Origin of the sequence: Winogradskyella eckloniae (assembly GCF_013249045.1) — a bacterium.
Taxonomy (GTDB): Bacteria; Bacteroidota; Bacteroidia; order Flavobacteriales; family Flavobacteriaceae; genus Winogradskyella; species Winogradskyella eckloniae.
In genome coordinates this window covers 55,601-67,901 of record NZ_JABRWP010000001.1, presented here as the reverse complement: position 1 = coordinate 67,901, position 12,301 = coordinate 55,601, and the positions used below count along the sequence as shown (strand labels likewise).

12 protein-coding genes are annotated in these 12,301 nt (G+C 33.9%); 4 read left to right on the top strand and 8 right to left on the bottom strand.

Features of this window, described 5'->3' with window-relative positions:
- From HNV08_RS00320 to HNV08_RS00310, 3 genes are all read left to right on the top strand, one after another.
- The gene (locus HNV08_RS00320; RefSeq protein WP_173279126.1) at positions 1–2,352 is read left to right on the top strand and encodes a penicillin-binding protein 1A; all 2,352 of its coding nucleotides are present in this window, start codon (positions 1–3) and stop codon (positions 2,350–2,352) included.
- A gap of 93 nt (positions 2,353–2,445) precedes the next feature.
- Positions 2,446–3,147 carry a CoA transferase subunit A gene (locus tag HNV08_RS00315; RefSeq protein WP_173279125.1) on the top strand — a complete coding sequence of 234 codons (702 nt, stop codon included), beginning with the start codon at positions 2,446–2,448 and terminating at the stop codon, positions 3,145–3,147.
- Between the two features lie 2 nt (positions 3,148–3,149).
- Positions 3,150–3,803, top strand: coding sequence for a CoA transferase subunit B (locus HNV08_RS00310; protein WP_173279124.1), 654 nt, complete (start codon positions 3,150–3,152; stop codon positions 3,801–3,803).
- Between the two features lie 361 nt (positions 3,804–4,164).
- Here HNV08_RS00310 and HNV08_RS00305 read toward each other — a convergent pair whose 3' ends face one another.
- Genes HNV08_RS00305 through HNV08_RS00275 form a run of 7 tightly spaced genes read right to left on the bottom strand, consistent with a single transcriptional unit; the run spans position 4,165 to position 10,351 of the window.
- Entirely contained in the window at positions 4,165–5,850 is a 1,686-nt protein-coding gene (locus HNV08_RS00305; RefSeq protein WP_173279123.1) for an ABC transporter ATP-binding protein, read from the bottom strand.
- A gap of 28 nt (positions 5,851–5,878) precedes the next feature.
- Positions 5,879–6,592, bottom strand: a complete 714-nt coding sequence (locus HNV08_RS00300) for a 3'-5' exonuclease (protein ID WP_173279122.1) — start codon at positions 6,590–6,592, stop codon at positions 5,879–5,881.
- Positions 6,585–7,061 (bottom strand): hypothetical protein, encoded by a 477-nt coding sequence (locus HNV08_RS00295; protein WP_173279121.1) that lies wholly within the window; start codon positions 7,059–7,061, stop codon positions 6,585–6,587. The genes HNV08_RS00300 and HNV08_RS00295 overlap by 8 nt, the downstream gene beginning before the upstream one ends.
- A 9-nt stretch (positions 7,062–7,070) precedes the next feature.
- Entirely contained in the window at positions 7,071–8,225 is a 1,155-nt protein-coding gene (locus HNV08_RS00290; RefSeq protein WP_173279120.1) for a serine hydrolase domain-containing protein, read from the bottom strand.
- Between the two features lie 13 nt (positions 8,226–8,238).
- The gene (locus HNV08_RS00285) at positions 8,239–8,760 is read right to left on the bottom strand and encodes a PaaI family thioesterase (protein ID WP_173279119.1); all 522 of its coding nucleotides are present in this window, start codon (positions 8,758–8,760) and stop codon (positions 8,239–8,241) included.
- On the bottom strand, positions 8,760–9,233 hold the full coding sequence (locus tag HNV08_RS00280) for a methylated-DNA--[protein]-cysteine S-methyltransferase (protein ID WP_173279118.1): 474 nt from the start codon (positions 9,231–9,233) through the stop codon (positions 8,760–8,762). The genes HNV08_RS00285 and HNV08_RS00280 overlap by 1 nt, the downstream gene beginning before the upstream one ends.
- The gene (locus HNV08_RS00275; protein ID WP_173279117.1) at positions 9,233–10,351 is read right to left on the bottom strand and encodes a CNNM domain-containing protein; all 1,119 of its coding nucleotides are present in this window, start codon (positions 10,349–10,351) and stop codon (positions 9,233–9,235) included. The genes HNV08_RS00280 and HNV08_RS00275 overlap by 1 nt, the downstream gene beginning before the upstream one ends.
- A gap of 132 nt (positions 10,352–10,483) precedes the next feature.
- On the opposite strand from HNV08_RS00275, the gene HNV08_RS00270 reads away from it, so the two are divergent.
- On the top strand, positions 10,484–11,212 hold the full coding sequence (locus tag HNV08_RS00270; protein WP_173279116.1) for a GLPGLI family protein: 729 nt from the start codon (positions 10,484–10,486) through the stop codon (positions 11,210–11,212).
- 3 nt (positions 11,213–11,215) lie between these two features.
- Here HNV08_RS00270 and hemB read toward each other — a convergent pair whose 3' ends face one another.
- On the bottom strand, positions 11,216–12,205 hold the full coding sequence (gene hemB / locus HNV08_RS00265) for a porphobilinogen synthase (protein ID WP_173279115.1): 990 nt from the start codon (positions 12,203–12,205) through the stop codon (positions 11,216–11,218).
- Between the last annotated feature and the right edge of the window lie 96 nt (positions 12,206–12,301).

Here is a 12,301-nt window from a genome sequence, read left to right as displayed (position 1 = left end):
ATGGCAACAAAGAAAACAACTAAATCAGAAGTTTTAGATTTTACAAAATACATTCGTTGGTTTTGGATTATATTTTTAGGTGGTATAGCATCTGTTGTATTATTATTCCTGTTAGCATCTTGGGGCGCTTTAGGTAAAATGCCAGATCATACGAAGTTAGAAAACCCAGAAACTAATTTAGCTACAGAAATTATTTCTTCAGATGGAGAAACTCTAGGTAAATTTTATTTTGATGATAACAGAACGCCAATAGGCTATGAAGATTTACCAAAAAATTTGGTTGATGCTTTGGTGGCTACTGAAGATATACGATTTTATGACCACTCAGGTATAGATGCTAGAGGTACCTTAAGAGCAATTACAAGCTTAGGTGGAAGTGGTGGTGCAAGTACAATATCTCAGCAAGTTGCTAGGCAATTGTTTGTAGGTGTTAGATCTAGTAATGTATTTGAAGCCTTAACCCAAAAAATAAAAGAATGGGTTATTGCTATACGTTTAGAACGTCAATATACCAAAGAAGAAATTATTGCCATGTATTTTAATATTTATGATTTTGGAAATAATGGTGATGGGATTCGTTCGGCATCAAATATTTATTTTAATAAAGAACCTAGAGACTTAGAAATAAAAGAATCTGCGATGTTAGTTGGCATGTTCAAAAATTCATCATTATACAATCCTATTCCTTCAAGAAATCCAGTGGGTGTAAAAAATAGACGTAATGTTGTCTTAGCTCAAATGTTTAAGTATGAATATATCACAGAAAAAGTAAAAGATTCATTACAAAAAACAGAATTAGATTTAGATTTTACACCAGAAAACCATCGTGAAGGTATTGCTACATATTTTAGAGAATATCTAAGAGGGTTTATGAAAGATTGGGCAAAGGATGAAAAAAACAGAAAGCCTGATGGCAGTAAGTATGATTTATATAGTGACGGTTTAAAGGTGTTTACTACCATTGATTCGCGTATGCAGCAATATGCAGAAGATGCAGTTGCTCAGCATATGCCAAGATTACAAGCTGAGTTTGACTTTCAAAATACCCCAAAATACAATAAAACACCACCATTTAGAGAGCTTAATCAAGCTGAGATTACGAAGTTAATGAATGATGGTATGAAGCGTGGTGAACGATGGAGAGTTCTTAAAGAACAAGGTAAATCAGATAAAGAGATTAGAGCTTCCTTTGAGAAGCCAACAGAAATGCGCGTTTTTAAATGGGTTAATGGTAAGGCAAGTGAAGTAGACACTGTTATGAAGCCAATAGATTCTATGCGTTACTATAAATCCTTTTTGCGACCAGGTATGATGTCTATGGATCCTTTAACAGGACACGTAAAAGCATGGGTTGGTGGTATGAATTATAAGCACTTTCAATACGATATGGTAAAGCAAGGAGCAAGACAAGTTGGTTCTACGTTTAAGCCGTTTGTTTATGCTACAGCAATAGATCAGTTACAATTTTCGCCATGTGATTCATTTCCTAGAACACAGATTACTATTGAAGCCAATAAATTTGGAAATCCAGAACCATGGACGGTTAAAAACTCGGACGGAAATTATTCTGGCAAACAAACTTTAAAAGATGCACTAGCGAGCTCTACAAATACGGTTACAGCACGTTTAATGAACGAAATTGGACCACAACCTGTAGTTCAAATGGCAAAAAAATTGGGTATAACAGCAGAAATACTTCCTGTGCCAGCTATCGCTTTAGGAACACCAGATATTAGTATTTATGAGATGGTTGCGGCTTATTCTACGTTTGCCAATAAAGGGGTTTATAACAAACCCGTTATGGTTACTAGAATAGAAGATAAAAACGGAACGGTTTTATATCAATTTGCACCAGAAAGTAAGGACGTATTAAGTGAAGAAGTTGCTTATGTAACCATTAATCTTATGGAAGGTGTTACACAAGCAGGTTCTGGTAAACGTCTAAGACATAATTCTAGTTATTTAGCTAAATCAGGAGTTTATAAATCAATAATGACAGGTTATCCGTATGAATTAAAAAACCCAATTGCTGGTAAAACGGGAACAACCCAAAATCAAAGTGATGGCTGGTTTATGGGAATGGTGCCAAATTTGGTTACAGGAGTTTGGGTAGGTGCAGAAGATAGAGCAGCTCACTTTAGAACTATTCACTATGGTCAAGGCGCTTCAATGGCATTACCAATTTGGGGATTATTTATGAAAGCGTGTTACGCAGATAAAACTTTAGATGTTTCCGACGGTAAATTTGAAAAACCTTCAAACTTAAAAATTGATATCAATTGTGAAGCTAGAGATGAAGGCGATATAGGAGGCAATGGCAGTCCTAGTGATGAATTTGATCCTGATTTCTAATTTTAAGTAATAGTCACACCTACATTTAACTCTTATAAATTATAAAGTAACTACTTAGTTTCGTATTTTTAAAAAGCTAAATTTTTAAATAATATGATTAACAAAAAAGTAGATAATATTTCAGAAGCACTGCAAGGTGTTACTGATAATATGACCTTTATGTTTGGTGGTTTTGGCCTATCTGGAATTCCCGAAAATGCCATTGCAGAACTTGTAAAACTAAACGTAAAAGGACTGACTTGTATTTCTAATAATGCAGGCGTAGATGATTTTGGTTTGGGTTTGTTACTACAGCAAAAACAAATTAAAAAAATGGTGTCTTCTTATGTCGGTGAAAACGACGAATTTGAGCGTCAAATGCTCTCAGGTGAATTAGATGTAGAATTGATTCCACAAGGTACTTTAGCAGAACGTTGTAGAGCCGCACAAGCAGGTTTTCCGGCAATTTATACACCAGCAGGTTTTGGTACAGAAGTCGCAGTAGGTAAAGAAACAAGAGAATTTGATGGTAAAATGTATGTGTTAGAATATGCATTTAAGGCAGATTTTGCCTTTATAAAAGCATGGAAAGGTGATGCTGCCGGAAATTTAATTTTTAAAGGCACAGCGCGTAATTTTAATCCTAATATGTGTGGTGCTGCGAAAATAACCGTAGTTGAGGTTGAAGAATTAGTACCAGTTGGTACATTAGACCCTAATGAAATTCATATCCCAGGAATTTTTGTGCAACGTATCTTTAAAGGTGCACATTTTGAAAAGCGAATAGAACAACGAACAGTAAGACAAAAAGCATAGTTATGTTAGATAAAAACGGAATAGCGAAACGTATCGCAAAAGAAGTAAAAGATGGCTACTATGTTAATTTAGGTATTGGTATACCAACCTTAGTTGCCAATTTTGTGAGAGATGATATTGAAGTAGAGTTTCAAAGCGAAAATGGTGTTTTAGGAATGGGTCCTTTTCCTTTTGAAGGTGAAGAAGATGCCGATATCATTAATGCAGGAAAACAAACAATAACAACCTTACCAGGTGCATCCTTTTTTGATTCAGCTATGAGCTTTTCTATGATTAGAGGACAACATGTAGACTTAACCATTTTAGGTGCGATGGAAGTTTCGGAAAATGGAGATATAGCCAATTGGAAAATACCTGGAAAAATGGTAAAAGGAATGGGTGGAGCTATGGATTTAGTAGCTAGCGCTGAAAATATTATTGTAGCCATGATGCATACCAATAGAGCAGGAGCCTCTAAGCTACTAAATGCATGTTCTCTACCTTTAACTGGTGTTGGTTGTGTAAAGAAAATTGTTACAAATATGGCCGTAATTGAGGTTACAGAAAATGGATTTAAGCTATTAGAGCGTGCTCCAGGTGTTACAGTTGAAGACATACAAAATGCAACCGAAGGTAACTTAATTGTTGATGGCAATATACCTGAAATGGAATTGTAAAACCATTTTAGACAGATGATTTAAACCACTAGATTTAGTGGTTTTTTTGTGCGTAATTTCCTCAATATATCTTTAAAATGTTAAAAAAAGATGTATTTCATCGATTTATAATGTATTTTATCTGATATATTGAAAATATATGTCATATTGCAGTCCCAAACAAATAAACTGAATTAACCTGATTTTTTAACATAAAACGAAATTTACCTTTTTGCCCTAAATCTACCATAAATTACCGCTTATGAAATCAAAATCAAATCTACCAGAAAAAAATTTAAATGAAGATCAAGAATTTTCAGTTTTAGAAGACACTTTGAAGTTAGTCTCAAATGTTTTTAAATTAGCCAAAAAAGTATTCATGCTATAATCCTTTGGGAATAGCATGAATTAACTTTTTTGTGTACTCTTGTTTTGGTGAGGCATAAATGTGGTCTGCGTCTCCAATTTCTTCAATTTTTCCTTTATTCATTACGAGCAATTGATCTGCCATATATTTTACAACGGCTAAATCGTGTGAAATAAAGATATAAGTAAAGCCAAATTGTGTTTTTAAGGTATTCAATAAGTTTAATACTTGCGCTTGTACGGAAATATCTAAAGCAGAAACCGATTCGTCACACACTATTAATTTTGGTTCTAAAGCAATAGTCCTTGCTATTCCTACACGTTGTCTTTGGCCTCCAGAAAACTCATGTGGATACCTGTCAAAAGCAGAAGCGTCTAAGCCTACCTTTTCTAGTAGCTCTAATACGCTTTCTTTTCGTTGCTTGTTAGAGGTTCCTATCTTATGGACTTGCATAGGTTCAATAATGGCATTGCCTATGGTTAAACGAGGATTTAATGAGGCAAACGGATCTTGAAATATGATTTGAATATCTTTTCGTAAGGCTCGCATTTCTGATCGTTTTAGGTTAACGATATTGTTCCCTTTGTATAATATTTGTCCAGAAGTAGCTTTATCTAATTGTAAAATAGCATTTCCTAATGTGGATTTTCCACAGCCAGACTCACCAACCAATCCAATAGTTTCACCTGGATACACTTTAAAGCTTACGCCATTCACTGCTTTAAATTCTAAATCTTTAGAAAACCATCCAGTATTTGTAATGTACGTTTTTTCTACATCTATAATTTCTAAAAGTGGCTGTTGTTGATATAAGGACTTGTGGTTTAATTTTCTATCTGCTTCAGATATTATTGAAGTTTTTACACTATTGGTCATAAAATCTGAGATCGTAGGTAATTGTTTTAACCTAAAGTCTGTAGAAGGCCTAGCTGCTATTAATGCTTTAGTGTAATTATGTTTTGGCGCGTTAAATATAGCAGTTGTTGTTCCTTGTTCTACGATTTCGCCTTTATACATCACTAATACACGATTTGCTAATTCGGAGACCAAAGACAGATCATGAGAAATAAAAAGCACGCTCATTTTTGTATCAGATTGAATGCTTTTTAACAATTCTAATATATCTTTTTGAACCGTAACATCTAAAGCTGTCGTTGGCTCGTCAGCAATTAATAATTTAGGTTGACAAGAAATAGCCATAGCAATCATTACCCTTTGTTTTTGTCCACCAGAAATTTCGTGAGGATATGCGTCATAAATCCGTTTTGGATTTGGAAGTTTTACTTTATCAAATAAATTTAAGACTTCCGTTTTTAGTTCTAAACGCGATAAATCACAGTGTTGTTTTAAGATTTCTTCTACTTGTTTGCCACATCGCATGGAAGGGTTTAAGGAACTCATAGGTTCTTGAAAAATCATAGCTATTTCGTTGCCTCTTACCGACTGAAATTCTTTTTCAGATAGTGCAACTAAGTCATGGTCTTCAAATAAAATTGATCCAGAAGTAATTTTTGAAATACGTTTAGGTAGCAAACCCATTAGCGCAAGCGACGAAATAGACTTACCAGAACCAGATTCTCCTACTACAGCGACGATTTCATTCTGTTGTAATTGAAATGAAATATTTTTAATAATTTGTTTTTCAATATTATTTTTATAGAATGATATGTTTAATTTATTGACCTCTAGTAAGTTTGTCATAACTGAAGTTCTAATCTTGTTTTATTAATTATACATGTTTTATTTCATTGTCGTGAAGTAACTCATCTCCTCGTAATCTTAAGAAAATTTGGGCTACAGCAATGGTATCTTTTTCGCAATAGATTATAATGCGATCTATTTCTTTGTCTTTATAATAAACATTATAAACTTCGCTGCCATCTATGTCATCTTTAGGTGAGGGAATGCCTAATACATTGGTTAATAATTTTAAGGATGTATAGGTTTTGTAATCGCCAAATTTCCAGAGTTCTAAAGTGTCTAAGTGTGGTACTTCCCAAGGTTTCTTGCCAAATAAATTTAGTTTATACGGTAATTCTATGTTGTGAATAATCATTCGCCTTGCGATGTATGGAAAATCGAATTCCTTACCATTATGAGCGCATAATAAATGTTTGTTTGAGCTAAAATGCGTAATTAATAAATTTTTAAAGTCCTTTAATAGTTTTATTTCATCGCCATAAAACGAGGTTACTCTAAAGGTTCTAGATGCGCCTTCTAGTTTAAAATACCCAACTGAAATACAAACTATTTTCCCAAATTCTGCCCAAATGCCTGCTCTGTCATAAAATGCCTCGGCTGTAAACTCATCCTTTCTTTGATAGCGCGATTTTGCTTCCCAAAGCTCTTGTTTGGTGTTGTCTAAATCTGAGAAATATTCCATTTCAGGAACGGTTTCTATGTCCAAGAACAGTATGTTTTCTAAATTGAGTTTACTAATCATCTTTTATGGTATAATTTATAATGATAAGAGCAAAAAGTAGCAGTTGAAAATAATATACAATTGATGAAATAATTAGAATAAAGTAATTTTCCTTAAGATATTTCGAGTAATCGATTGCTGCTGTACTATAGTTTTCTAAACTTGAAATGCCATATATGCCATAAAGAATTTGAAAAACTTGAACTATTGCATAAGTTACAATTATCCCAATTATTAATGTTTTGAGATTCGCTTTATTGAATCGTTTTCGTTTAACTATTAACTTTAAAATTAAGAAGACAGAAAGTATATAAATGACTAGGCGAACAAAGGCTTTAACGCTAATAATAAATACAGGATTAAGTTTAGCAATTATGAGCGAATCGCTCACTATTTGTCCAACAAAATAGGCTAATTCAGCAGTAAGAAGTATTGAAAATCCTCCTATTACTAAAAATAATAGATGCTCTTTTGTTATTAATTGGTTCAAAGTACAAATTTATTTACGCATCATCTTATAAGCTTCTTCAATGTATAGGCTAATATCATTTGTAAAAACGCCAACGCCTGCATCTGGTGACTTTTTATGACCTAACCTTACAATTATAATATTGTCTTCTGGTTGAACTATAACATATTGTCCGAGATGACCACGCATCATAAAAAAGTCTTTTCCAAATTGTTTTTTTAACCACCAACCATAACCGTATTCTGGGCTTTCAGAAAATCTTGGTGTTATGGATTTAGCAACAAATGTAGAATCTAATATGGTTTTGCCATTCCATTTTCCGTGATCTTTAAATAGCTTACCATATCTGGCAAAATCCTTAGCATTACTTGCAATACAACAATAGGCTTTTACTAAATCATGATCTTCGCTATCTACTTGCCAAAGCGTTTCGTTTTCAGAACCTAAAGGTTTCCAGAAGCTTTCTTCTAGGTATGTATATAATTTTTTCCCTGTTGCTTTTTCTACAACCATGGCTAACATTTGAGTGTCTCCACTAGCATATTTAAAGGCTTGTCCTGGGTCTTTTTCCATTTTTAGACCATTCATTACTTTAGCCAAGTCATCATCAAAATAAGCGCGCGTTGTTATAGATAATGGCGAATAATAAGCTTCGTCCCAATTGGTACCAGAAGCCATACTAGACAAATCGCCAACGGTCATTTTTGCCGCATTACCATCACAAAATGCGGGTAGAAAATCACATACAGGTTGGTCTATACTTTTTATATAACCATCTTGTATGGCTTTAAACATTAAACCAGAGACATAACTCTTGGCCATAGAAAATGAGTTGGTTTTAGAATTTGCGTTAAAACCGTCGTAATATTCTTCAAACCAAACACTGTCATTTTTTATAATCACATAAGCAATGGATTTCCAGTCGTTATGGGCTTTTTTTAGAGCATCTGTAGCTTCAACAGTATTATAGTTTTTGTGATTAGGCCATGGTTGTGGTGTACTACTTCCTGCAATTGACTGGTTATCGAATTTTTTATAATCTTCTAAATAGGCTGTAGAATGACCTGTGAGGTAGATTGTTCTTACTGCTTTTAATAAATAGTCTGTATCTGTGATGTATAATGCAGCAACAATTATAGCGAGTAAGATAGCTATGAATTTTAAAGTCTTTTTTAAGAATTTCATGTAGAGCGCGTGTTTAAGTATTAGTATTTCTTTTAGCTAGTTTTTCTTTATAAAACTGTTTGTCAGCGATATAAAGTGTTTTATTAAAAGTAGCAATAATATTTTGTTCATCATCAACAAGATGCATTGTTTTATGGATATCTGTTTCAAAATTTGTTGCAACAGATGCTTTTATGGCTTTTATTTCCTCTAATTTAAAAACAAATTCGCCATAGATTGTAGATTTTCCGGGTTTTTTATAACGCGCTTCTACCGCTTTATCCCAAACAACATAATCCTCTCCAAGTAACTGAATTAATTGAATCATATAGATGGGATCTGTTGCAGATAACATGCTTCCTCCAAAAATAGAACCAGCGTAATTGCGGTTTTTCCAACTAGGCTTTAGTCTAATTTTTACATAGCTTAAATCGTCACTAACGGTTATGAGTTTTGCTGTGGTGCGTCTGTACATTGGCGACCAATTAAAGCCATATTTGTAAATAGTAGACGTTTTAAAAAAGCGTTTTAGGAATTCTGTACCTTTTTTATACATTAAAATAAGGATTGTTGTTTATAGGCATTTTCATGGTTAAGTAACCATTGTTTTCTATGTAATCCACCAGCATATCCTGTTAAACTACCATCGCTACCAATAACTCTGTGGCAAGGTACAATGATCCAAAGTGGATTTTTCCCATTGGCATTTGCGGCAGCTCGTATAACCTTTACATCACCTAGCTGTTTAGATAATTGTAAGTACGATATGGTTTTGCCATAAGGAATGGTAGATAATTCATTCCATACTTTTTTCTGAAAAGTAGTGCCTTCTGGGTTTAGTTTTAGGTTAAAAGTTTTTCGTTTTTCGTAGAAGTATTCTTTTAACTGAATCACACAATCTAGTAGTGCTTCTGGTATGGTATCTGATAATGCTTTAGATGTATTTTCTATTGAAACGGAGACAATACCGTTTTCGTTTCCTACGATTTTGGCATGTCCAAGAGGTGTTTCAATATAACATGTTTGCATTATTCCGTAGGCTTATCGCTATCAATTATACCCAATCGTTTCGCTCTTGTTTCCCAGCTTCGACGCGCTAAGAGTTGTAAGTCAGATACGTTATCACTTTCGTCCATTATTTCGAGTCCAAGTAAGGTTTCAATGACATCTTCCATAGTCACTAAACCACTTACGGTTCCGTATTCATCAACGACTAAGGCCAAATGGTTTCGGCTTTCTATTAATTGTTCAAACAACGTTGGTATAGATAAGTCTCTATTAACTATAATGATACTACGTTTAATTTCTGATAATAATTTTGAACCATTACCTAAAGCCATTTCTTTAAAGACTTCGGCTTTTAAAACTAAGCCCGTAATATTATCTGCGTCATTCGTGTAAACGGGAATTCGAGAAAAGCGAATGTTAGAATTTGCATTAAAAAATTCTTCAATGGTCATTTTTTCATTTTCCGTTTTTACAACGGTTCTAGGTGTCATAACATCTTTGGCTCTCACTTCTTTAAAATTGAGCAAGTTTTTAATGACTTTACTTTCATTTTCTTCAAAAACACCTTCTTCTTGCGCAATATCTGCCATGGCAACAAAGCCCTCTCTGCTTAATACACTGCCGTGACCTTTACCACCAATTAATTTAGTAGTGAGTTGTAACAGCCATAATATACCTGTCCATTTTAATGGGAATATTAAAACATTAAGTGCTTTGGTTGTGAAATTTGCTAATTTTTTCCAATATGTTGCACCAATAGTTTTTGGGATAATTTCTGAAGCCACCAATATAAGTATGGTCATTATAGTAGAGACTACACCAACCATAATGTCTTCCGTAAACTCAAAGCCAAATAGACTTTGCTTTTCAGTACCATATAAATCTGCATAAGCGGCTTCGGCTTGTACACCAACCAAAATCGCACCAACGGTATGCGCAATTGTATTTAATGTTAGAATTGCAATTAGAGGACGGTCTACATCTTTTTTTAATTCTTCTAATTCGGTAGCATACGCTTTGCCTTCTTTCTTTTTAAGATTAAGAAAAGTTGGCGTAATACTTAGGAGTACAGCTTCTAGAATAGAACATAGAAATGAAAAGAAGATGGAAATGACAGCGTAAAAAATGAGTAAGCCCATTAATATTTTGAAGTTTTAGATGTGCAAAGTTACAAAATGAATACTAATTATCTGCTAGCTAATTTTAGAGATATAATTAAGTTGTAATATATACTTAATATTTGAGTATTGTTATTTTTTGTAAATTTAAGAATGAAAAAATTTATTTTAACAATCTGCTTTTTAGGGATCTATAGCTTAACTGCTCAGAATAAAGGAAAAATAACCTACAGAATTGAAGTTATTAAAGATAGCATTGAGAAGCCTTTTGAAAATTTGGAAAACTCAGAAGCGAAAAATATGGCTTTACAAATGTTTCAAGATTCTGAACCTGTTGAGGGATATTTGATATTTAATGATAGCGTTTCTATTTATAATGTTGAGCCAAAAATTGATATTCCTGGTTGGAACAACGGTAGTGATGGTCTTATTATCACTAAAAGTAAACATAATATTTCGTGGTCATTAGCTGGTGGTAGTTCTGTATACTTTAATGACCTGAGTCGCGATTTTACTATTACTCAAAATGAAATAATGGGTCCAACAGTAAGAGTGATTCAAAAGCCTAAAGAATGGATACTTACCGAAGAGTCTAAAGTTATTGATGGTTATACCTGTTATTTAGCTACCATTGATAAGCTTAATGATAAAATATTAAAAGCGTGGTACACGCCAGAAATACCAGTGAAACATGGGCCAAAAGGATTTAATGGTTTACCTGGATTAATTTTAGAAATCGAAGACGTTGTTTTCTTATGGAAAGCCATTAAGCTAGATTTTAAAAGCCCAGAAGCTGATGATATTATAGAGCCAGTGGAAGGCGATTTAATGACCAAAGAAGAATTTAAAGAGTTCTGTGGTGATCCCTTTGGAAAGGACTAATAATTAACTTATCAACTTCACCACATCCTTAGCAAAATAAGAAGTAATGATATCGGCACCAGCACGCTTAAATGCCATCGTGGTTTCTAGCATCACTTGGTCGTGGTTTAACCAACCTTTTTCTGCAGCAGCTTTAATCATAGCATATTCACCAGACACTTGATAAACCGCTACAGGCACATCGACTTCGTTTTTAATATCTCTTAAAATATCAAGATACGAAAGGCCTGGTTTTACCATCACAATATCGGCACCTTCTTCAATATCTATCAAGGTTTCTCTAACGGCCTCTATGCGGTTACCAAAATCCATTTGATACGTTTTTTTATCCTTTGGAACATCTACCATATCTACAGGTGCAGAATCTAGTGCATCTCTAAAAGGGCCATAAAAGGACGACGCATATTTTGCGGTGTACGCCATAATACCAGTGTTTTTAAAACCTTCTTGTTCTAGTAATTGACGAATTTGTAAGGTTCTGCCATCATTCATATCACTTGGTGCAACAAAATCAGAACCTGCTTGGGCGTGTGTTAATGCCATTTTTGCTAAAACTTCGGCAGATTCATCATTAATTATCATACCGTTTTGTACAATACCATCGTGGCCAACCGAAGAGTATGGGTCTAGCGCAACATCTGTCATCACTAGCATATCCGGACAAGCATTTTTTACCGTTTTAATAGCGCGTTGCATCAATCCGTCTGAGTTTAAAGCTTCTGTGCCTTTGTTGTCTTTTAAATTATCCGGAACTTTAACAAAAAGTAAAACGGCTTTTAAACCTAAATTCCATAATTCTTTCACTTCCTTTTCAAGCAAATCTAAACTGTACCTAAAATAGTTGGGCATAGATGCAATTTCGTCTTTTACACCTTTGCCTTCCACCACAAAAAGTGGAACTAAAAAGTCGTTTGGTGTAATGTACGTTTCTCTAACCAAACTTCTAATAGCTTCGTTTGTTCTTAGTCTGCGATGTCTTTTAATTGGGAACATATTCCATGCTTTTTTAGACCAACTAGGTGTTATGCTGAATTTATTTCAGTATCTAAACCTGCTAGGTCATTAAGGTCTTTATGATTACTTTTATCA

Bases quoted from the DNA above. Each gene is read 5' to 3' on its own strand.
- hemB (WP_173279115.1), bottom strand. From the start codon at position 12,205: ATGTTCCCAATTAAAAGACATCGCAGACTAAGAACAAACGAAGCTATT.
- HNV08_RS00305 (WP_173279123.1), bottom strand. From the start codon at position 5,850: ATGACAAACTTACTAGAGGTCAATAAATTAAACATATCATTCTATAAA.
- HNV08_RS00315 (WP_173279125.1), top strand. From the start codon at position 2,446: ATGATTAACAAAAAAGTAGATAATATTTCAGAAGCACTGCAAGGTGTT.
- HNV08_RS00270 (WP_173279116.1), top strand. From the start codon at position 10,484: ATGAAAAAATTTATTTTAACAATCTGCTTTTTAGGGATCTATAGCTTA.
- HNV08_RS00310 (WP_173279124.1), top strand. From the start codon at position 3,150: ATGTTAGATAAAAACGGAATAGCGAAACGTATCGCAAAAGAAGTAAAA.
- HNV08_RS00290 (WP_173279120.1), bottom strand. From the start codon at position 8,225: ATGAAATTCTTAAAAAAGACTTTAAAATTCATAGCTATCTTACTCGCT.
- HNV08_RS00320 (WP_173279126.1), top strand. From the start codon at position 1: ATGGCAACAAAGAAAACAACTAAATCAGAAGTTTTAGATTTTACAAAA.
- HNV08_RS00275 (WP_173279117.1), bottom strand. From the start codon at position 10,351: ATGGGCTTACTCATTTTTTACGCTGTCATTTCCATCTTCTTTTCATTT.
- HNV08_RS00285 (WP_173279119.1), bottom strand. From the start codon at position 8,760: ATGTATAAAAAAGGTACAGAATTCCTAAAACGCTTTTTTAAAACGTCT.
- HNV08_RS00300 (WP_173279122.1), bottom strand. From the start codon at position 6,592: ATGATTAGTAAACTCAATTTAGAAAACATACTGTTCTTGGACATAGAA.
- HNV08_RS00280 (WP_173279118.1), bottom strand. From the start codon at position 9,233: ATGCAAACATGTTATATTGAAACACCTCTTGGACATGCCAAAATCGTA.